The following is a 23,468-nucleotide window of genomic DNA, read 5'->3' as shown; positions in this document are numbered from 1 at the left end:
AATTATACGGTCAGTTCAGTAGTTTTATAAATTGTTTACAATTTAATTGTCATAAAAATGATATTTTCTTATCAGTTTCACAATCAATACCAGTACAAATGAACACAATAATGTAGTAGCTCCAATTGATTTAAAGTAGTTTGGATTTTAATCGAAAATGCATTGATTCAAAAAGGAAGGGAGTACATCGTTCGACTCTATTTTCAGCACTCCCTATATTGATTCCGCCAGCTTTATGATCGGAATAGCAGCTTTGTGATTGGTAAATTAAATACATAAAAAATACCAAACAAAAATATAATGGATTAAGGATTTATATGTTCTATAGAATCGTCTTAATTATTAGTATTTTAACTTATAGCTCCACAGCTATAGCAGACAACAACGATTTTGATAACGCTATTAAAGCCGATCAACTACTGAAAGAAAGTATAGAGGCTAAAAAGTTTCAGAATTTTGAACTCGCATTATCAAAACTGCAAATTGCAAATCATTTATCACCAACTAATTCTGATGTTTTGGTTCAGTTAGGTTTCAATTATTATGCGTTAGGCAAATTAGACCAAGCCAAACACTCATTTCAAAACGCCTTATCCATTTCTCCTAACTATGTTGATGCACAATATGGTTTGGTGAGCGTTATTTTAGCGCAAAATCCTGATGCCCCCGATAAAGCGGAAAAATTGTTAAATCAATATATAGAACAATCACCAAATGATGTTCAATTATTAACAATTAGCAAAACCATCGAAGCCATAAAAAATTCTATTCATAATTGGGATTTTAATTTAGGAGGTACCCATAGCCATTTATCAAAATCTTATGCTGATTGGAACGAAATAGAAATGGCTCTATCTTATAAATTATCGAAAACAGATACGGTTACGGGTTATTTTGCACAGTCACATCGTTTTCATATGAACGATCAAAAATATGGCGGGACACTTTGGCATACTTTCAACGACAAGGCGTATGGTTACTTAACAGTATTTGTCTCTTCCTCAAATAAATTATTTGCCAAATACACACTAATTAATGGAATCGATTACACTTTATTTAATTCAATAAATAATGATGTTAACTCCTTTCATGTCACTTTGGATATGAAGTTCGATCATTACAATGATGGAAATATTAAAAGTATCGATCTAGGTATACTCCAATATCTTTTTGGTGAACGACTTTCATTATCGGGAAAATGGAATAACACCTTTGATCAAGATAACAAACATATGAGTGGTTTTTTAGTTAAAATAGCGGGTTCACCTACCGAAAAACTACACTTATTTGCAGGCTATTCCAATTCACAAGAGACATCGGATCGATCAAGCAATTTAACTCGTTCATTAATTAAAGCGTCTGCTCGTTTTATTGGCTTTTCTTATGATATTTCTGAAATCGTTACCATAAATATCAACTATACAAACGAAGATCGTAAAGAAACAACCCATAACCGTAAATTATATAACAAAAAAACTATAGGGTGCGGAATAAAATGGACATTCTAATACGTTATATCAATATCTATAATGGTAGTTTGGTGCTGTTCGGTTTCATTGTGATAATCATAACATCGATCATTTACTGTAAAAGAAGGAATCAACGGCGACACTTCAATAAATTAAAATTAACCTTAATTACCGCTTACAACAAAAGTATTAAACAAAATAATAAAATTATTTTTAAAAATACCGTTAATAAAACATTATCTTCGGGTTCACTTGTACTGATTGTCTCTTTTTTTGCCAAAAGACAGCGCTATGAAGTGCAAGAATTACTACCTTTTTTTGCAGAAGAAACGTTTCAAAAAAAATTACGTTTACTCTTACATAAAGGAACCGTTCAACAACGTGTTGACGCGGCCAATATGTTGTCTTATTACCCATGTGAAAAATCATTTAATGCTTTAGAAAAAGCTTGTTTAGACCATCGGCAAGAAGTCGCTATCGCTGCAGCACTAAGCTTAGTAGTCAGTGATCCAAATGTATCATTAATTGAACTCATAACTAAGCTGTTTAATTCAATACCACAAAAAGGTTTATTTTGTTTTTTACGTCTTATTCCATCGTATAACTTATTACAATTTGAATCACAAATAATGGATGAAGAATCAAGTAATTTCGATAGTAGATTACTTGCCATGTTAAGAGAAATTTCCAATAACTACATAACCCCTTATGTTATGTTTGCCAGAGAAGATCAACGAGATTACATGCAAAAATTATTTGAAACTTTACTTGGCTTGCAATGTAAAGCATCAGGAATCATTCATAGTTGTTATATTTTAAATTTCATTAATGAACTTTGTTATCAAGAAAAAGTATGTAGCATTCAGGATCTTATAACAAAGAATTTTAATTTTGATACTAAATTATTTGTTTATTGGGCTGATATCAATAACGGTTTTTATAGAAATCAGGTATGGGCAACACTATGAATAGTTATGTATACAACTCTTTAATTGCTTCAATGCAAACAACTGTTTTTTTTATTATGTTTATTGGACTGTTACAAATTTTCATTTATTTTATACAACTTATCATAGCACTATACGTATTTTTTGATAATCCGCATAAAGAAAGAAAAATACAAAGCATACAAAAAAATGACGGTATGCTACATCCAATTACGATTATTATGCCGGCTTACAATGAAAGTGTAACCATAATTGAAAGTATTAAATCTATACTTGCTACAGAATATCCGAATGCAGATGTGATAGTTGTTAATGATGGATCAACCGACGATACTTTTGAGTTAATTAATCAATTTTTTAATTTAGAAAAAACTTTACACAATCTCAATTCTAATAATCCAAATTATCTTTCACACGCTAAAATAAAAGGAGTTTATATTTCGCGTAAAGATAGCCGATTACGTGTTATCGATAAAGTAAATGGTGGCAAAGCTGATGCACATAACGCTGCGATTAATTTAAGTCGTTCACCAATTATTTGTCTTTTAGATGCAGATTCAATTTTAGCGCCCGATGCCCTTACAAATGCGATGGTTCCTTTCATTGACGATCCGAAAACGATTGCAGTTGGTGGAACAGTACGCGTTGCTAATAGTTGTTTGATCAGAAATGGTATAGTGAAAAAAATTAAGTTATCCAAAAAATACATTGTTCAATTGCAAATTATTGAGTATATGCGATCTTTTTTAATGGCAAAAGTTGCTTGGAATCACATTAGTGCATTACCAATTATATCAGGTGCTTTTGGCTTGTTTCGTCGTGATTTCGCTATTCGCATTGGTGGCTTTTCTATCGGTTCGGTAGGTGAAGATTATGATTTTACAGTAAAATTACATAAATATATTTATGATTCAAAAGTTGATTATAAAATTAAATATGTCCCTACAGCCATTTGCTGGACACAGGTTCCTGAAAAATTGAAGGTTTTACAAAATCAACGTATCCGCTGGCATATCGGTGCATTGCAAACATTTTTTCATTTCCAAAATTTAACTTTTGATATAAAATACAGAAGAATTGGTTTTTTAATCATGCCCTTTTCAATATTAACCGATATTATAGGGCCATTGTCTGAATTTTTAGGTTACGTATTACTACCTCTCTTTTGGTATCTTCAGATTGTTAATGGCAATATAATTCTGTCCTACTTCATGCTAGTCATTTGTTACAATATATTTATTACTTCGGTAGCCATTGCCATAGATGGATTATTATTCAAAGGGCTTGATAAAGTAAAATTTTTATTATCACTTTTTTTTATATCTTTATTGGAAAATTTCGGTTATCGGCAAATTTGTTTGTTTTGGAAACTCAGGGGGTTTCTGCGATTAAAAAAAGGTAAAATATCTTGGGGAAAAATGGAGAGGGTCAAATTTGACAAATAATACGATTACAATACGATATATCCTATTGTTTATAGTAGCTTTTACTATTACTCCTTCTTTTGCGGTTGATCTTTTTTTATGTAAAACTCCAAACGTTACTCATAATGTGTTAGGGGAGCAATCGAATGAAGATTCATATCCATATAAAAAAAAAGCAGTTTTAAGTGAAACAAAAAACGGGATGTTTACCTCAATTTCCATCAAAAAAGAACAAAATAACAATATTGTTTTATTTAGCTACGATGACAACGATGAAGTTAAATCCACCACTGCGAATGAAATGGTTGATTCGATACAAAATGATAATACCCTATCTAATAATCAAACAATAACTACCCCATCTACTGTCACCAATAATCAACAAGTTACCAAAAAATTAGTTAATTTTGGAATGTGGAACTGGGAAACTCGCACTTGGAATACTTCACCAGAACAATTTATAACTAAAATAAAGTCGAAAGGGATAAATCAAGTCTATCTACAATTAGCGATTGAAAATGAAACAATAAAATTTAAAGAACAGTTAAGTCAACTACTCGATATAGCCTATGAAAATCAGATAAAGATCTTTGCGGTAGAAGGTTCACCCGATATGGTCATAGGCTCAGGTTTAAAAAATGCCATTAGGCGCAATAAAATAATTAAACAGTTCTGTTCTATGCGTGAAGACAAACCTTGTCTTGCTGGTATTCAATATGATATCGAACCTTATGTGTTAAAAGAATACAATCAAGATGCTAATCATTTTTGGCAACTTTGGAATAATGCCATAGAAATGCTTAGTCAGTCATGGGGCGATAAAATTGATGTCGTTATCCCTTTTTGGTTACTCAATAAAGATATTGACGAACAAATTATAAAAAACATTGAATCCTTCTATATCTCAAAATATATTATTATGGCTTACCGTACTAATTACGAAGACATTTATCATATTAGCAAGGATTGGTTAACTTGGGGGGATCAAAACGAAAAAAAAATTATTATTGCGCTTGAAAATGGTCTACTTGATGAAGAAGTTCAGAGTTTTTACATTCCGATTATGACTAATGACGAGGTAGAAAAATTCGGCTCCAATGATAACAATGTTATTTTACAACATAAAAATAACCCACGTGGCGATAATGATGTTTACAGTAACTCTTCATACTTATCAGCAAGAATAGGAAATAATGAAATTAGTTTTATGGGGGATGAAGAAAAGTTATTTGAAACGGTAAGTTTGCTGGAAAATGACTTAACTCAATGGCGTTTTTTTGATGGTATTGCCCTACATGGTCTTACTTTATAACTATAAATCCCTTTCAAACAAAGCAAAAGAGCTGGCAAACCAGCTCTTTAATTATCAGCACAAAACACGTACTCATAAAAAATGATTAATGTTCACGTGTCTTTCTAAATTCAACGTCAGGATATCGCTCTTGGGTTAAATTCAAATTCACCATACTTGGCGCAATATAAGATAGGTTATCACCGCCATCTAATGCTAAATTTTGCTCACATTTGCGTTTGAACTCTTCAAGTTTTTTCACATCATTGCACTCAACCCAACGCGCTGTAGTGACATTAACTGGCTCATAAATTGCCTCGACGTTATATTCCGATTTCAATCGAGCCACCACCACATCAAACTGAAGTACCCCAACCGCTCCGACAATTAAATCGTTGTTGGTGATTGGGCGAAATACTTGTACAGCCCCCTCTTCTGACAACTGAACTAGCCCTTTTAATAGCTGTTTTTGCTTAAGAGGATCTTTTAAACGAATGCGACGGAACAGTTCTGGTGCAAAGTTAGGAATACCTGTAAATTTAAAATCTTCACCTTGGGTAAAAGTATCACCAATTTGAATTGTGCCATGATTGTGTAAACCAATAATATCGCCAGCGTAAGCTTCTTCAACTTGCTCCCGATCGCCAGCCATAAAGGTTAATGCATCAGAAATATTTACATCTTTTGCCAAACGAACATGACGCAACTTCATCCCTTTTTCGTATTTACCCGAAACAATGCGCATAAATGCCACACGGTCACGATGTTTTGGATCCATATTGGCTTGGATTTTAAATACAAAGCCACTGAATTTCTCTTCTGATGATTCAACTTGACGTTTATCAGTTTGACGAGGTTGCGGAGTCGGAGCCCAAGCAGTTAAACCATCCAGCATATGATCAACGCCAAAATTGCCTAATGCAGTACCAAAAAACACTGGGGTTAAATCACCTGATAAGAACGCTTCTAAATCAAATTCATTTGATGCACCTTGCACTAATTCTAATTCTTCACGCAGTTGTTGTGCTAAATCATCTCCCACAGCAGCATCTAAATCAGGATTTGTTAGGCCTTTAATTATTCGCACTTCTTGAATGGTATGACCTTTGCCTGATTGATATAAGTACGTTTCGTCCTTAGCTAAATGATAAACACCTTTAAACAGCTTACCGCAACCAATTGGCCATGTGATAGGCGCACACATGATATTGAGCTCATTTTCAACTTCATCAAGCAACTCCATTGGATCACGAATATCACGGTCAAGTTTATTCATAAAGGTTAATATTGGCGTCGTACGCAAACGGGTAACTTCCATCAATTTGCGAGTACGATCTTCGACCCCTTTTGCCGCGTCAATAACCATCAAGCAACTATCTACTGCGGTTAAAGTACGGTAAGTATCTTCTGAGAAGTCTTCATGCCCAGGAGTATCGAGTAAGTTAACTAAACAATTGTTATAAGGAAACTGCATAACCGAAGTGGTGATCGAAATACCACGCTGTTTTTCCATCTCCATCCAGTCAGATTTTGCATGTTGGGCATTGGCACCACGACCTTTAACGGTACCCGCTGTTTGAATCGCCTGTCCAAATAATAGTACTTTTTCAGTAATGGTTGTTTTACCAGCATCGGGATGCGAGATGATAGCAAAAGTGCGACGTGCATTCACTTCATCTAAATAAGCTTGTTCTGTCATAAAATTAACTGTTTTAATCTATACAAAATAATCGCGTATTTTAACAGGTATCTAACTGTTTTGCCATTGAAGTTATAAACGATGCTATTTGCCTTATTTGTGTATCTATGCATAATGTTTACATTAAATATTGTTAGCTGTTATTTGTCTTTTTGACAAGAAATTTCAGATTACACTAACGTTTCAGTATAAAAATGGAACTTGTTATGAATATCCGTGATCTAAATTTGTATTTACATTTATGTGAAACTTGTCATTTTGGAATGACAGCCGATGCCATGCACGTAAGTCCATCAACGTTATCCAGACAGATCCAACGTATGGAAGAGCATTTTGGCCATACTCTATTTATTCGAGATAATCGCCAAGTACAAATTACATCGGAAGGTGAAAAAGTAAAACGCTTTGCTCAACAAGTTGTGAATCTACATCAACAAGTAAGACAAGATTTAGATCAATCAGATCAGCAATTAGTCGGTGAACTTACCCTTTTTTGCTCGGTTACCGCTGCTTATAGCCATCTACCCGAAATACTTGATAGATTCCGTATAAATTATCCTCAGATTGAAATTAAGCTCTCCACAGGCGATGCGGCCGATGCCGTTGAGAAAGTACAATCAAACCTTGCTGATTTAGCCATTGCCGGTAAACCTAAACAGTTACCAGCCAGCGTTGAATTCTTAAAATTTGGTGAAATTGAAATGGTACTATTAATACCAAAACTTAACAGTTCATTTAGTGATAAACTTCATCAAAAACAGCCTGATTGGCATAATATCCCTTTTATTTTACCTGAACATGGACCAAGTCGACACCGAATTGATCTTTGGTTTAAACAACAAAAAATAACCAGTCCAAAAATTTATGCCACTGTAGCTGGGCACGAAGCAATCGTATCTATGGTCGCATTAGGATGTGGCGTAGCATTGTTACCTAAAGTTGTAATGGAAAACAGTCCTGAAAGAATCAGAGAGCGAATAACCGAATGGTCAACCAATTTAATGGAACCCTTTGATGTAGGCATTTGCGTGCAAAAAAGACGATTGTCCGAAAGGATCATTGCGGCATTTTGGACACTTTGTGTTCTTAATCTACCCAATAATCAAAAAAATAAAATATAATATTTATTCATCAAGTTAAAAATTTAGATTATTTTGTTTAAAATAACCAAAATAATATCTTGATCGTTCTATCTAAAATAATTTGGTTGTTAAGAAAGGAAATACGTACAATGAGAATTAAAAATATAAAAATAAAAGCATTGGTATCGTTAATATGTTTTACCACCGCTATCATTCCTTTTGCAGTTCAAGCTAAAAGTGATTCAAGATTAAGTATATCTCGCGAAGAGATGAATCTCATCCAGTATCCAGCCGGAATAACAATAGAAAGTTCGATTTACTATAACGGTGATACCGATGACCTAGTAACAGCAGGTTTGGGATTCTCACCTTTATCAACACTCATGATTAAACCAACCATTGCTGACCCTGCCAAACCAACCCCACAAGAACTTAGACAACTAAAATTGAATCGTTTTATTGATATCAAGACAGGAGAAGGATCACTTTTTGGTTTTCAAAGAAAAAATCTTACACCGCTGTTTGATGGCAAAATAGCAGGTACTGAAATATTAGCAACCTTTAAAAATAACGATGAAAGTGTGGGGTTATTAGTACAAATTCCATTGGATTTTGATAAAAATAAACCATGTATTGTTGCAGTACCATCAACTGATTCTGATGGGTTATTTAATGCATATGATGTACAAATTCGAGGACTATGGGGACTTCGTCATAACTGTGCAGTCGTTTATAATGATAAGGGTTTAGGGAATGGTATTTATGATATAACCAATCAACGTGGTTATGCGATCAATGGCAAGGTACAAACAGACAATTTACTGTTTAAACCAAAAATAGAAAATAGAAAACGCTATGTAAAAAACTACCCTAATCGCTATGCAATAAAACAACTGCACTCAAAACAGAATTCTGAAGAGCGTTGGGGCGAATTTGTTTTAAAATCCATTGAGTTTGCTTTTTACCAAATCAACACTCAATTTTCTCCTACTAAAGAGGTTATATTTGATAAAGATAATACGTTAGTATTGGTTTATGGTGCAACTGATGGTGGAGGAGCCGCTCTAAAAGCTGGAGAGTTAGATAAAAATAATATAATAAAAGGGATTGTTGCAGTTAACCCACAAATCGCACCTTACTCTGAAACAATACCTGTAACTGTAAAAGTCGGTGAAAAACCACCAGCAAAAATTGAATATCTTTCAATAGCGGAATATAGTACTTATGCATCACTATATATACCTTGCGCCGTTCCAGCGATTATTAGAAATAATAAAGATATCAATATACCTTTTGCTGATAATTATACTTATGCACAAAATCGTTGTAATGCATTAAAAAAGGCAAAATTATTAATTTATGGAACTCCAAAAGAAGCACTTGAAAAATTACGACAATATGGCTGGACTCAAGAAATGGAAAGGCAGCTCCCTTATTTTTATTTTAAAGAAACAATAGGTTTACCTTATCAATATATTAGTGCCTATGGCCATTATGACGTTACGGAAAAAATGTGTAATTATTCGGTCGCAAGCACTCAAAAAAATCCTGTACTTTATATGGGTAAAGTTGAACCTTTATCAGAGACAGATTTCCAGAAACTATGGGGATTGGCAAATGGACAACTACCGATATGGCTAGGAGATGAATCAACCATGTTGGCTCTCGTAAATAATAAAGACATCTATTCGCCAAGAAGAGATTTCTATTCAAGTTCCGATAATAAAGATCAAATTGACTATAACAGCAAAGGAGCAATTTGTTTATATAACAAATTAAAAGATCCTCGAGTTGAGTTAGGTATGAAACAAGTTATCGCTTCAGCCAATTTAAATGGAATTAAGACATTTATCATCCACGGTCGCAACAATGTAAAACAACTACCAGATTATACTTCCCGCGCTTATGTGGCCTTAAACAGTCAAGTAGAAGGTAACAATTCACAATTACGTTACATTGAGGTAAAAAATAGTAGTTATTTAGAAGGAAAACCTCCATTTGATAATTCGCTCGTCTCAATTGATTATTATGGTGAAGATGCGATGGAATGGTTATGGGCTAATTTGACCATTAATGCAACGTTACCAGAAAGCCAAGTCATTGATGCTAAGCCCCGTGCAGGAAAAATTGCATTTACACCCGATGCTACAGCCCAAAATTTAGTACCTATATTACAATCGCCTAACAGTAACAATATCATCAAGAAAGAAAATGGCGAACTGATTATTCCTAATTAATCATTAAGAAATCATCTTTAACTATCGGGTTAAGTTTCTAAACTGACTTAATACCGGTAGTTAAAATCTTTATAAAGTAAATTTGGATAAGAGTACTGATGTGCGTATTTTAGGATATAAAACAGCAAATAATGCTTTTAACTCAGAATAATTTTGCTGAATATCAATGATGTTTTCTTTCAATAAAAAGAGTTTGGGTCTCCTTTTTGCCATACCATTTAATACCTTTTCAACAAAATCAATTGAGGCATAATTTTCTAGCCACTCACCTTGCCACATAGCTTGCATAAAATTTTGATAATCAATAGGATATTGAGTAATAAAAGGTTGAATTTGCTGTTTGGTATATTGATTAAATTCGCTAACAGTTCCCATAACGCCAAAGGTCAACCACTGTTTTGATAAAAAGTGATCCCACACGATATCCAATGCAATTGACGCCACGCGCCGATGTGTTTGGCGAAACAATAATTTCGCTTGCTTCACTTCAGGCAGATTATCGGTCATGCTATCAATTTTGCGATGTAGCATAATTCCATCAGCAATATCGTTAGTATAAGTTAAATAAGGATCACCTTTAACAAAATCCGCTACCGTATTGCCAATTAATGAACTACTAGCTAGCGAAGCTAAATGTAGATGCGCTAAAATATTCATAAAATCAAGTATAATTGATTAGTCACGATGTTTAAATTCACCTTCAGCAAAACCCTCACGCCAATAGCTCGTAATATGAATCGCTTCTGGTGCAAGCTGAGTATATTTATCTTTCAATGCTCGTCGTAATTGTTGAGCTAATGAACTTTCCATTCCGCCCCAAAACATAAGTTTATCCTGTTCGGCAAATTCAGTATTTATTACTACATCGACCAATTGATTAGGTTTTGTATTATCTTGAACTAACCAATTAACTTGCACATTTTCATTATCTGGTAGTGGCACAATATCTTTAGGATGATTAACCAGAATAAACGCATAAACTTTTTGTTTTTCAGGTAAATGTTCAAGCGTATAACAGATTGCTGGTGCAGCTGAAATATCCCCCATCAACACCAAACAATTATCGGTGAACGACAGTTTACCGGCAGAACCGACCAAACCGATCTGATCACCAACTTTAGCGTGTCTTGACCAAACAGTAGCCAAACCACTTTCATGAATCGCAAAATCAATAAACAACTGATTAGTCACACTATCAAATTCACGTACACTATAACTGCGCGCCAATTGACGAACTTTATCACTTACCACAATCTTATTATCTTCGTCTAGTTTAGGAAATAAAATTTCACCTGTAATAGGCTCAGGAAAAAGCAATTTAACATGAGGACAAACCCACGCAGAATCAACATCAAACGGTTTATAACTACTAAACTGCACACGTATAAAGCTCGGTGAAATCGTCTCAACTTTTAATACTGTTAATAGCGCATTAACAATAAGTTTTTTTGATTTTTTGGGTTTATCTGTCATTAGTTAACTCCTTAAATTTTTTATGGATATTATTGCCTTTGGATGTTGGATTATCATACAGCAAAACATCAAAAAAAAACGCTATTTTTTAGTCCGAAAATAAAACTCACTTGTTCCATTTAAATTTAATGGAACAGATTTCACCGCTGCAAATAATAATATTACTTAACCTAAAAAATAGCCGAGAAGATAAAATTAATATTTTAATGAACCAAATGCGCTACACCAATCTTGATCAAACTTAGCTACTGCCGCATCGACTGCGGGGTCAGAGATAAATAATTCTGCCACATCGACTGGCAAGGTAATGGCTTTACAACCCGCTAACATACAATCTAATGCTTGTCTTGGCGTTCTAAAACTTGCTGCTAACACCACTGATTCAGGGCAATGCAAATCAAGCAATTTTTGTAATTCTAAAACCGTTTCTTTGCTGTTGCCACCTTGTGCATCAATACGATTCACATAGGGAGCTATATATTTTGCTCCAGCAAGTGCTGCCAAAAATCCCTGCCCAGCACCATAGACTGCTGTTCCTAACGTTGTAATTCCCTGTTGAGTTAACTCTTTAATAGCCATTAAACCTTGTGCATTAACGGGAATTTTAGTCACAATTGACGGTACGACCTCTCTAAGTTGTTCGGCTTCTTTAATCATCCCTTTTGCATCACTTGCCAGCACTTGTGCAAAGAGCAACTTATCGGGACCTAACACATTTTGCAGTTCATCTAACAACTCAAAAATGTTTTTACCTGACTTTGCCACAATACTTGGGTTGGTTGTTACCCCATTAATTGGCAACACGGGCGCTAAACGCTTAATTGCCGCAATATCGGCTGTATCTAAATATAGTTCCATATTGAACCCCCTAACTTGGATAATTAATCTTTATATAAAAAAAGTAGTACATAAATAATAGTTTGATAATAAAGAATATTTAAGCAAAAACCTAGAAGACGAATCTGTCATTTACTGGATTTTTGTATGCTGTAAATAAAAATGAGAGTCTGATCACATAATCAGAAAATAAGAGAGTTAATTACTATAGATATCAAAACAATGCTAAGTTTATATTTTTAAATGTCATTAATTGTAATGTTGTGTATATTTTCGATTAAATAGTGAAAACATTAACACTATAAAATAGAAATAAAACATGATAAATTGTGGTTTTATTTCATCTATAAAACTAATGGTAAAACAGCGATTGAATCAGGATAATTTTTCCATTATTAATCTAATAAATTGTTACTTTCCCCTACTATACACTTACTTTTTATTGCGCATCATGTGCTCAATCCAAATTATGCAGTTTAATCACTGGTTATATAAAAAATTTTGGCAAGTATAAATTAATTTAGTTGGAGCGTTTTTATGGATTTATCTATTGAACAAATACTGAGACAATTTACAAGCAAGATTAACAGTATCAATAAAATATATTTTGCCAATAATGCTCTACTCGCCCCTGTTCTTGCTTACCAAGTTAATTTTCCTCGTATAGAGATCATTATCAATGGTCAACAAGAAATATTATGGGCAAATGATAGAGGTGAACAAATCAGTAATACTCTGTATGCCAATGATATTCTCTATGTGACCTCTAATAGTTGGAATAAACCTTTGTGGCATAAACCTGTTACCATTTTGAGTATTTTATTTGGCAAACAACAAATTGGTCTAAGTTTATTACATTGGGATGGCACGCAGATAATTCCTAAAGGTCAACTCAATATTGCAAGACGTGGGCCTCGTATTGGTGCCTTTATTATTCAAGCAATTGCAGAACTTACTTGGCATAATCAACCGTCAGAACAAAATCAAACCGCTTATTTTCTTATTCATAGCTTGCTGAGTAGTACGCTTGATTTGCTCAACGCCGATATCGAAACCGCCTCAAAAACCACCAGTTTATTTGAAGCGATTCGCCAGTATATTGATACGCATTTTCGGGAAGATGTGACCCGCGACTTTTTAGCGAAAATGTTCTACATCTCTCCTAATTACTTATCACATCTTTTCCAACGTGAAGGAAAGATTGGACTGAATGAATATTTGAATCAAATCCGTTTAGAATATGCCAAATCATTACTTAAAAACTATGATTTAAATGTAAAAGAGATCGCCCATGCTTCAGGCTTTAAAGACAGTAACTATTTTTGTCGAATTTTTAGAAAAAAAACCGAACGTTCACCTAGCGAATACCGCCGACAATATCACAGTAAGTTATCTCAAAAATAATGCGATTTTAGTAAAAATTAAACGCCATTATGTTGATAACCATAATATTTAACAAAGTCGCAATGATTATTAATGGTTTTGAATTTATCTTTCATTAAAAAAATTGGCAACAATGCTATACCTTGTCCTTTCTCGACAAGATTTAATATTTGGCTTAAAGAATCAACCGTAATAAGATTTTCGGATGGATAATTTAAAGCAAGTGTTTTGGCTCTTAATGGGCAATGTTCATCATTATTGATAAATATTGGCAAAAGATCGGACACCACAACTGATTGACTTTGTAAAAAAGCAATCGGTAAATTTTCGGTTTTTGTTAAAAGATAATCAGGATGTTTAAATTTTTCAAAAGTAATTACTTCATCATAATAATGATGATGAATTGCATTAGATATATCACTGGTTCGTTTAATAATAATTTCTGTGGATTCAAGGCAATATTTTTTCGTTTCAATAACCAGAAACTGAAATAAAAGTTCCGAAATTAATAATGTAGAATGTTTACCTTTAAAAGATTGTTTGAGTTGTGAAAACTGCGCTAACGTCTGCAAAGTAAATTGATAAAATTGTTCCCCCTTTTCGGTAGGTCTAACGCCATCAAAACCACGAATAAATAACGTTGCTCGCAATTCATGTTCAATCTTTTTTAAATGAGCTGTTATATTTGATTGTGTATAGCTCAACGCTTTAGCCGCTTTATTAAGACTTTTAAGATCATAAATCGTTTTAAAAATATGTAATCCTTTAAAATCCATTTTTGCTCAGTAACCTATCATTTTTTTTGATAACTCAATCATAAATTAGAATTATTCAAACCTCAATTAAGTTATTAAACTAACGATAAAATTAAAAGGAGGAAAAACAATGCAAGCTATGCAATATAAAATTCTTTTACCTGCCGATTATGATATGCAGATCATAAAAAATCGCGTCAACCAAAATGGTTATAAAATGGATGGCTTTGAAGATTTACTTTTTAAAGCTTATTTAATCTCAGAACAAGGCAATGACAATCTAACCAATAGTTATTGCCCGCTGTATGTTTGGCATCACACTAACGGCATGACTAAATTTATTTTTGATGGCTATTTTGACAATATAATTGACTCATTTGGCTGGCAAAATATTAATATTGGCATTACGACAAAAATTGAATTAGAAGATAACTTTTTTCTCAGTAAATATGTATTAGAAGAACATCACGCTATACCTGTACAAGCTAAACTGAAAAATTTTAGTTTCAAAACAACTAAACACCAAGATCAGATAGGCAATGTCGTCATCTATAATCCCGACAAATGGCAATATACTTCGTATACTTTTTTCAAGAAAAAACCAGTTAGCGAACAAAAAAATATTTATCAAATTTTGTATCTAGCAAAAGGGACAGTACCAGCGATTTATTGATAATTTTTTAGAGCTAATTTTATAGATTGATTTTGCCTTAAAGTACTTCAAAAATTTATAGATTATATGCATTTTTAAATATGTAACAGTTATATCATGTAAAAAATATTCAGGAGTCTATACCATTTCATTATAAACTCAAGGTTTATAATTAATGAGAAAAAAAACAAAAGTTCTTACTTGCACACACATAAAAGGCTAATTTCAACAAAAAAGAAAATGATGTGCGCTTTAAGCAAAAAAAGCTAGCTAACCCAATATTTAGGTTAGCTAGTTATTGAATTATTTACATACAAAATTTTCAGAATTATTGGTATCACCGTTACCTGTATATAGTGTTTGTTGAGGATATTGACATAAAGGTCGTTGCATGGTGACCTGACCATTTTCTATTTTTTTAGCTATTAGAGTCGTTGGCGTTTGTTTTTTCTCAACCCAATTAACTAATGTTTCAAAACCATTAATTTTATCTGGGCCATCACCACCATTACAATGATCAACTCCAGGTGCTAAATAAAGTTTCGCAAAATTATCTACATACTCTTTGCCGCCCATGGTTTTCAATACATCGTTATAGTATTGAATTGATCCTTTTGGTGCTATCAAACGATCATCTAAACCATGCCAAATAATCATTTTTCCACCTAATTTTTTGAACTGACTTAAATCTGTATCATCAGTTCCCATTATTGGAGCAAACATTTTGACTGATTGATTGAAATACTTTTCATAACCTTTATATCCTAAACTTTTCCAATCAAAATTAGGATCTTGTTTAATCCAATACTTCAAATAATCAACTGGTATAGGAAAAGGTCCTTCATTACCAGCTAATACATCAAGTGGCGCGGATGGTTCAATACTAAACCATAAAGACTTTCCATTTTGATCTGTTGGACCTTGCCAGATTTTTCTTAATGTTCGAATCTCATCTTTATTTAGGCCTGCTTGATTGAGTAGATCATCACTGATTTCTAATGTTGTTGGGTCATTAATTATTCCATCTTTAATGCCATCTTTTTCATCCGCAAATTCAATGATCGCTTTTCTAACTTTATCTAGCTTATCACTTCCAATAGGTCTACCTAACTCTTCTTGCATTACAACTTGTGGCCATATTTCTGCAGGTACAAATTTATCCCAATAGATTGCTGGTGCTGCAATATATAAACCATCATAATCAGTTGGGTACCATTGCGCTTCCATTAGTCCTTGACGCCCACCTGTAGAACAACCATTCCAATATGAATAATCTGCAGCTTGACCGTAATATGATTCAATAATTTGTTTAGTTTTTATCGTCATTTCATGTACACTACGATGTGCAAAATCTCTTACCGCATCAGTTTGTAATTTGCCATCTTTAAAGACAAATTTACCATCAACCAGATTCCCTACATGTCCAGTATCGGTCGCCGCTGTGACATAACCATTTTTAGCCGCTACAGCTAACTTATCAAATGGTATAAACCCTGCATATCCACCACCACCAATTGATTGTAAACGATGATTCCATTGGCTTGGCAACCATACTTCAACATTAATAGCAGGTTCAATAGTTAATTCAACTCGACAAATCTGTGGTAAACCAACGATTTCTTTTGCTTTAGCGCCCCGTAGAGTATCAGCTAAATTGGAAAGTGGCGTAAAATTTCCTTCAATTAACTCAGTATTTACTACTTTTGCATTATCTAACGTCAAATCACTTAATCTTTTGCAGCTTTCGGCTGAATCCCACATTGAAGGTGGTTTTGCATAAGCAGAAGCGCCCAGACAACTTAAAACCGATAAAAACAATAAACTATATTTCATCATATCTCTATTCCTATCATCAAAAAATATCTTTTCTAAAACTATTTAGATTAATATTATGCATTACTTACATAAATAACAACATAAATAATAATTAATTTCTACCAGCAAATGTCACACTATCGTATTTTTTGCTTCGAAATCTTAAGAAATAAAAAATGACAATGTCCATAAACGATAATTACCTTCAAAACATGACATTGAATATCTAAATTATTGTAAAAATTTATAAATATTTCCGATGGTTGTAAATTGTAATGTGCTTTAATAGAATTGTAATAAAAATTTATTTGATAAGATGACTTGGAAAGAAAAAGTAAACTATTTAATCTGACCATCATTTAAAGAAATAGATGACAGCCAGATCGGGCTTACATTAGTACGTATTATAATGTTCCATAAAAAATTTCAAAAAATTAAGGTTTAGGATGAAAATCATCAATTTGTTCTTTCCATTCGTTGTAATCCCAAACAATAATCTTGGTTTTTAACTCAGCTAACTCATTTTGAGCGGCTTGTTTTTGCGCTGGGGTAAGAATTTGTTCTAAACGAGTTTGAATTTCCTTATTATATTCCCAAACTGGGGGAAGCTGATAATAATCCCATGCTAAATTATTATCGATTTCAATAATTTTTTGTTTTGCATAATCACTTAGTAGTGACCATGCATAAGCTTTTACTGGATCTTGCTCACGCCCTAAACCATATAAATAGGCTTCAGTCACCCTTAATATACCAATAATTGAGCTGTGCTCAGCCATTATTCCGGCATAATCAATTGCCAGTTTTAAATCTTCTGATGTTAATGATTTACGATATTCGGTTAATTTACTAATTTTTTTAAATTCTTTATCTTTATAATGATAGCCTTGTTGAAACAGCATTCGTGCTGTTAAATCCTCATAACAGTGATAACCTCCCTCCATAGCATAATTGAAATATTTAATACTCTCTTCTAATTGTTCATTAGAGCATGGAATATATTTCTCATTATTATCACTTTCACACGGACTAAATCTCCATCCCTTTTGGAAAGCAAATTTTGGATATTTTAAATCAGCAAATTTATCCCATAAATAACTAAGCATTTTACGATCTTTAAATACTACTGGTTCAACTAGCGGTTTGCTGGTATTATCAACCAACTGATCGCGATATTTTTTCATAAATTCAGTAAATGACATCTTACCTTCTTTTTTGCCATTTTCATCATATTCGTCATGCCAAAGAAGAAGATCATAATAATAGGGCATTGCATTTTTATCCCACTGCCAAGCATGTTTAATAAGTTTTACTAACTCATCAGGATCTCTGACAGCATAATATAGTTGATTGTCGAATGCTCGACGATATAGCTCTTTAGCCTCTTCTATACGTAATAATTGGTTTTCAGGAATGGTTGAACGGTAAATAGTGTAGTCCATGCTTATATTGTCCTGCTGAATTGAGTTATTATCTGAATTTATTGAATTATAAAAATGAAAAAGTACAATACTGACAATAAAAAAAATACCTATAGCTATCGTTTTTTTTTGTATCCTCTTTGTTATTTTGGAAGAGTCATTCATTAGATATACTCCATATCATTGCGATTAAAAACGTCAACTTCTACAATGCGTTTTTCTAATACACCTCTATTAAATACTCGACAGGGAAGAATTTGATTTTTTGGATCTAATTTTTTCATTTCTTCGTAAATAGGATAAGGTTTTTTAATAGCTTCTTCATACTCTTTTTTATTTTTCATCATTTTTGATTCTGTTTTACCATACAATAAAGCATATCCCCACAAAACTCGATCTATTGGGGTACCAGAATAATATCTATTAGTAAAGCGATCGCATCGGTATTTAAATCTTTCTGCATCTTCTTCTGCGGTTGTTTTTAGTTCAGGTGCAAAAGAATAATTATATCTATCACTTAATGATGAATAACGATGAATTTTCAACACATCAATAGCAAAATTAGCATAGATAGTTTGCCCTAAGCAACGAGTGTTTTGTTGCTTAGAGATTATATTAGCTAAACAAATTTTTGCATTAATCAGGGTTTGATCGTGGGAATCTTCATATGCTCCACCTCGACAAGAGTGTAAAACAAAAATGCCTTTATCCGGATGCCAAGGTAAGCGCGCCATATTATCGCTTTTATTAAAAAAAATTTCACTATTCGCTCCTTTTATTCCACCTTCGTGTTCTAAATAAAGCGAATTGTTTCCCCCATGACCAAAATAGTGAACTTGCCATAGTGCATATTTATTAGCTGTTTCAGGATTGGTTAGCTCTTTATATAATTTAGCCCATTCTGCTTTAAAATGAGAAGGATACTTAAACCATTTTATAATTCGAATTTCGGCATTTGGATATTTTTTTTCTAATCGTTCTTTTTTAAATTCAGCAGCATATAAGAAACTTCTATCTCCACTACCATTTCTATTAACCCCATATGCAAATAATACAAATAATGGTTTAGGCGGTTTTTTTACTATAACTTGTTTAACGGCAACATTACCATTATTAATTTTAGTTGTTTGTGCTGCATGTGTTGTACTTATTTTAGTTTTATCCGGCATAATTTTATCTTACCTTTAAATAAACTCTAATGTGATTGTTTCATTTTCATCTTGTGTATAAAATGCTTTTGTATATCCTTTTTTATCAGTTTGACCTTGCACCTTTCTGCCATCTGGCAATGTTGCAATATAAGTTTCATTAGCATAAATTTTTCCTGTTTCATCTTTACATATGAATTTAATTGCATAATCACCTATAAGATCAGGTAATGCTAATGAATCAACTTGTATCGTTTTCGGCCCCATTTTCTGCAATGCATTACTTTTTATATAAACATTATCAGCGGTGCCCAGTTCAATCCCTGCGCTACTGAGTTTGATGTATGAACCACCACACATTAACGTCAGCTCTTCACTTGCGGTAACCGTTAATTTTCCATCGACACTGTCTATTTTAATATCTTGCTTAGCAGCCATATTCAGGTTGGCATTTTGTGCCTGCACGTTAACATCACCCTGATTGGCAAAGACTTTCATTCCTGATTTATGGGCAAATAGACCGATGGATTCACCGGATGAGACGGTAATGTTTTTTAACGCATTGATGTCAGTTTGGTTTTCACTGGTCATTGAAACGCTATTCGATGTTGACAGTTGGATGTTTTCCGGACTGGTTAAAGCGATGCCCTCTTGTGCATAAGCAATAATGCCACTTTGGGCTAATTGGGTTAATGTCGCTTTAAGTTGCTCTTGACTGTCAGTGTCCGCACCATGAGCTTCAGAGGCAGTTGCTGCATTTTGCAATGCTTTGGCAATTGATAACGCATTTTCAAGCTGGGTAATGGCACCTTGCATATCAAGCTGTTTACCCTGTGCCTTAGGCTCGGTCTGACTGGTCAGATATAAACCTTTATTGGCAGCAATCGCTCCCCACTCATCGGTGCGCAGTTCAAATCCCTCACCTCGCTGCTCTTTGTTTTGGTCAACTAAATGCCCGATGTTAAGCTGGGTTTTACCATATTCGGTCGCTAACTTGATGTGCTCTTGTCCGCGCTTATCATCCATCCGCAGTTTGTTGTTAGCAGGGGTACGAATTACATTTCGGTGTTTGTTTATGGTGGTCACATGGTCAGGGTGTTGACTGTCATGCATCGCATGTGCAATATAAGGTCGGTCCGGATTACCGTTAGTAAACGCTACCGCAACTTCTGTACCATCAATCAGTGGAAAGTGAAAACCATAGGTACTGCCTGCATACGGTTTAGCCAGTCTTAACCATAAGCTCTCTTCACCGTTTCGCCACTCTTTTAAATCAAAGTTAAATTTAACTCGATAGCGCCCTTGTGTATCAATATAACCATAGGTGTCATTATTCGGACTGGTTACCCGTGCCGGTAAAGTGCCGTCAATAGTCGGAAAAGGAATCGGCTCCGGGCGGTAAGGTTTTAATGGTTGGTATGGTATAGCAGTAAAACTCAGCTCATAAGCCTCACTGCGATTTCCCTGTCCTTGCACCGTTAATATCATTATCCCCTCATCTATTCCGGCAATCGCACTGCCTTTGATGCGGATATGTTGACCCGGAGCTAAATTGGCCTGATTGCTTTTACCCCGGATAACAATTTGACGGCTAATGGCGTGTTCATGGCGAATGCGGGCATACCATTCACCACTTTCAACACCATTACCGGTGTTAGCTTGATTACTGTTAATATCACTGCTGTTGTTATTGCTATTACTATTGTTAGTGTTATCGCTATTATTGTCGTTGTCATTACTATTGCCGTTACTGCCTTGACTGTCATCGGTATCAATATCACCACTGTTTTCATCATCATTACTGTTGTAATTATTTATATCATTGTTATTGGTATTACTACCATTGCTATTTAAGCCTTTATAGTGCTCATCATAATGGTAATCGGTGCCATAAGTGGTATTATCTTTCCTTTGGCTGTTAACTTCACCGAGTAAATTGGCCTGCGCATCGCGGTAGTTATAATCTTGTACTGTTACTGAAGCTTCCACCATTTGACTGTGCAAGGTCATATCCCAGACACTTTCAACGCCGTTATCCAGTGTGCCACTTGGTTGTTTGTACACAATATCAGCCACCTGCAGATAACCTTGCTCATAATCACTGATGACCAACACATCACAATTGTGTTCACCATGCGTTTCAAATCGGAAATAGACCCCCACATCAGCAAGCAGTCTTTGAATAAATTCAAGGTCACTCTCTTGCCACTGGGTGATAAATTCACGTTCAGGGTATTGCTCTTTAAGTGCTAAACGATAATCAATCCCGGTATAACCATGACCACGCAAGACCTCTTCAACCACACTGATAACGCTTTGATTCTGAAAAATAGCACAGTTATGACTTAATGCCAGTTTGGCTAATTGCGAGGATAAGACAACCTGATAACGGGCTTCATCGTTACTGACTGATAATTGACTGAACTGGGTTATCACACCACCATAAAGAGTGCGTGAGCCACTTTGAGATAATAGTGAGTTTAACGGATTAAGTGGATTAAACTGGGTTAAAGAATTAAGTGAATCGAGTGGATTGGATTGTTTAAGTTTATCTAACTGTTTTAATGGCTCAGAGTGTTTTAATGCATCTAATGGATTAGCCGAAGTTAAGGAATTAAGTGCATTAAGTCCTTGAGTTGCAAAGTCGCTTAAACGGCTAGAATTAGCAGGATTAAAACTCAAACGGGCATTTTGATTAAGAAATGACTCAACAGATAGTTGTTTATCCGAGCAGGTGAAAGTAATCGTATAGTGCCAAGGCTGGTTAAGTTGCTCATTACCCTCAACCTGTAAGATTGAAACCTCAGCAGGTAAACCGTCGATATTTAATGTATAGCGATTGTGACCCGCTCCATTAACCAAACCTTGTTTTAAACCCCGACTTAAACCATTACCCAATTGATTCACCAAATTGGTTAGTCCTTTATCCATGTTATCCTCGATATATTTCATGTGCACTGCAAATGTGTTTTATTGAATTATTTATTATTAATAAGTATTTAGGATTATTTTTCACTAACAATTTGATTATTTGAAAATTCGTTAGAAATAAAACGCTTGAATAAAGCTGTGATAAAAAATAATCTAAGAAGTCTATAAAATACTTTTTTTGCGTTTTTTGCAATCTTTTTTTAGTATTTTTTTAAATCAAATTACATGTATAACTTACTGATATTATTAATTATATTAATAAAATATCATTAAAAATTTGTTACTTAAGCATGATCAAAAAAGGATTAATAGAATTTGGATTTTGCAGATTTTTTATTAAGTATTTTGCCCCAAATTTTTATTGGGATTTGCAACTAACGAATCATTTTTACTCAAATATAGCCATAACCTGAAGCTTTTGGCATAAATAACTAATCAACAATTATCGAAAAAATTTTCTCTTTAAAAATACCAATAAAATTATGGATAAAATTCTAGAGTAGTTAAATAATAGAGTTAAAGACATTCAAAAATTTAATTATATCATTTAGTTATAATCAGTTATGTAAAAATTATTCAGGAGTCTATACCATTTCATTATAAAATCACGCCAATTTTAAATTCAAAGAAAGAATGATCATTGTGAATTGTAGATAGAATTTGGATTTTATGTATTCTGCATAAGTATTTTGTAGAGTGTTTTTTAAATCATTAGGCCTAAAAATTGATTTTTACTCAAATATAGCCATAACCTGAAGCTTTTGGCATAAATAACTAATCAACAATTATCGAAAAAATTTTCTCTTTAAAAATACCAATAAAATTATGGATAAAATTCTAGAGTAGTTAAATAATAGAGTTAAAGACATTCAAAAATTTAATTATATCATTTAGTTATAATCAG

17 protein-coding genes are annotated in these 23,468 nt (G+C 33.6%); 8 read left to right on the top strand and 9 right to left on the bottom strand.

The features are described 5' to 3' along the window. The first annotated feature begins 317 nt into the window (after positions 1–317). The 4 genes from H3S88_RS09325 to H3S88_RS09310 are packed head-to-tail and all read left to right on the top strand — an operon-like array spanning position 318 to position 5,152. On the top strand, positions 318–1,508 hold the full coding sequence (locus tag H3S88_RS09325) for a YaiO family outer membrane beta-barrel protein (protein WP_198228711.1): 1,191 nt from the start codon (positions 318–320) through the stop codon (positions 1,506–1,508). After that, the gene (locus tag H3S88_RS09320; protein ID WP_198228712.1) at positions 1,496–2,437 is read left to right on the top strand and encodes a hypothetical protein; all 942 of its coding nucleotides are present in this window, start codon (positions 1,496–1,498) and stop codon (positions 2,435–2,437) included. Before H3S88_RS09325 ends, H3S88_RS09320 begins: the two co-directional genes overlap by 13 nt. Then, a complete protein-coding gene (locus tag H3S88_RS09315) occupies positions 2,434–3,861 on the top strand; it encodes a glycosyltransferase (RefSeq protein WP_198228713.1) in 1,428 nt (475 codons plus the stop codon). Before H3S88_RS09320 ends, H3S88_RS09315 begins: the two co-directional genes overlap by 4 nt. Further along, entirely contained in the window at positions 3,851–5,152 is a 1,302-nt protein-coding gene (locus H3S88_RS09310; protein ID WP_198228714.1) for a hypothetical protein, read from the top strand. The genes H3S88_RS09315 and H3S88_RS09310 overlap by 11 nt, the downstream gene beginning before the upstream one ends. Before the next feature lie 85 nt (positions 5,153–5,237). On the opposite strand, the gene prfC is transcribed toward H3S88_RS09310, so the two are convergent. After that, a complete protein-coding gene (gene prfC / locus H3S88_RS09305; protein WP_086308798.1) occupies positions 5,238–6,830 on the bottom strand; it encodes a peptide chain release factor 3 in 1,593 nt (530 codons plus the stop codon). A gap of 206 nt (positions 6,831–7,036) precedes the next feature. Here prfC and ilvY point away from each other — a divergent pair, with 206 nt between their 5' ends. Further along, the gene (gene ilvY, locus H3S88_RS09300) at positions 7,037–7,951 is read left to right on the top strand and encodes an HTH-type transcriptional activator IlvY (RefSeq protein ID WP_198228715.1); all 915 of its coding nucleotides are present in this window, start codon (positions 7,037–7,039) and stop codon (positions 7,949–7,951) included. A 110-nt stretch (positions 7,952–8,061) separates the two neighbouring features. Next, positions 8,062–10,149, top strand: a complete 2,088-nt coding sequence (locus H3S88_RS09295; RefSeq protein ID WP_198228716.1) for a 3-hydroxybutyrate oligomer hydrolase family protein — start codon at positions 8,062–8,064, stop codon at positions 10,147–10,149. A gap of 69 nt (positions 10,150–10,218) precedes the next feature. Here the strand turns inward: H3S88_RS09295 and H3S88_RS09290 are convergent, their stop codons facing one another. The 3 genes from H3S88_RS09290 to fsa form a co-directional block, all read right to left on the bottom strand. Beyond that, positions 10,219–10,806 (bottom strand): ACP phosphodiesterase, encoded by a 588-nt coding sequence (locus tag H3S88_RS09290; RefSeq protein ID WP_198228717.1) that lies wholly within the window; start codon positions 10,804–10,806, stop codon positions 10,219–10,221. 18 nt (positions 10,807–10,824) lie between these two features. After that, complete coding sequence (locus tag H3S88_RS09285; protein WP_198228718.1) at positions 10,825–11,622, bottom strand: siderophore-interacting protein; 798 nt, start codon at positions 11,620–11,622, stop codon at positions 10,825–10,827. A 195-nt stretch (positions 11,623–11,817) separates the two neighbouring features. Continuing rightward, positions 11,818–12,480 carry a fructose-6-phosphate aldolase gene (fsa, locus tag H3S88_RS09280; RefSeq protein ID WP_086327077.1) on the bottom strand — a complete coding sequence of 221 codons (663 nt, stop codon included), beginning with the start codon at positions 12,478–12,480 and terminating at the stop codon, positions 11,818–11,820. A gap of 516 nt (positions 12,481–12,996) precedes the next feature. Here fsa and H3S88_RS09275 point away from each other — a divergent pair. Continuing rightward, positions 12,997–13,863, top strand: a complete 867-nt coding sequence (locus H3S88_RS09275; protein ID WP_198228719.1) for a helix-turn-helix transcriptional regulator — start codon at positions 12,997–12,999, stop codon at positions 13,861–13,863. A gap of 17 nt (positions 13,864–13,880) precedes the next feature. On the opposite strand, the gene H3S88_RS09270 is transcribed toward H3S88_RS09275, so the two are convergent. Then, a complete protein-coding gene (locus H3S88_RS09270) occupies positions 13,881–14,618 on the bottom strand; it encodes a LysR family transcriptional regulator (RefSeq protein WP_198228720.1) in 738 nt (245 codons plus the stop codon). A gap of 109 nt (positions 14,619–14,727) precedes the next feature. Between H3S88_RS09270 and H3S88_RS09265 the strand changes: the two genes are divergently transcribed. Continuing rightward, a complete protein-coding gene (locus H3S88_RS09265; RefSeq protein ID WP_086327750.1) occupies positions 14,728–15,270 on the top strand; it encodes a DUF4865 family protein in 543 nt (180 codons plus the stop codon). Positions 15,271–15,552: 282 nt separating this feature from the next. On the opposite strand, the gene H3S88_RS09260 is transcribed toward H3S88_RS09265, so the two are convergent. From H3S88_RS09260 to H3S88_RS09245, 4 genes are all read right to left on the bottom strand, one after another. Continuing rightward, a complete protein-coding gene (locus H3S88_RS09260) occupies positions 15,553–17,085 on the bottom strand; it encodes a tannase/feruloyl esterase family alpha/beta hydrolase (protein WP_198228721.1) in 1,533 nt (510 codons plus the stop codon). Positions 17,086–17,498: 413 nt separating this feature from the next. After that, complete coding sequence (locus H3S88_RS09255) at positions 17,499–18,506, bottom strand: hypothetical protein (RefSeq protein ID WP_198228722.1); 1,008 nt, start codon at positions 18,504–18,506, stop codon at positions 17,499–17,501. A gap of 143 nt (positions 18,507–18,649) precedes the next feature. Next, positions 18,650–19,654 carry a hypothetical protein gene (locus H3S88_RS09250; RefSeq protein WP_198228723.1) on the bottom strand — a complete coding sequence of 335 codons (1,005 nt, stop codon included), beginning with the start codon at positions 19,652–19,654 and terminating at the stop codon, positions 18,650–18,652. Between the two features lie 15 nt (positions 19,655–19,669). Further along, positions 19,670–22,585, bottom strand: coding sequence for a type VI secretion system Vgr family protein (locus tag H3S88_RS09245; RefSeq protein WP_198237270.1), 2,916 nt, complete (start codon positions 22,583–22,585; stop codon positions 19,670–19,672). Positions 22,586–23,468: the final 883 nt, after the last annotated feature.

Source organism: Gilliamella sp. B14448G11, assembly GCF_016101765.1.
Classification (GTDB): domain Bacteria; phylum Pseudomonadota; class Gammaproteobacteria; order Enterobacterales; family Orbaceae; genus Gilliamella; species Gilliamella apicola_N.
The sequence above is the reverse complement of the archived record's forward strand: the minus strand, read 5'-3'. Positions and strand labels throughout refer to the sequence as shown.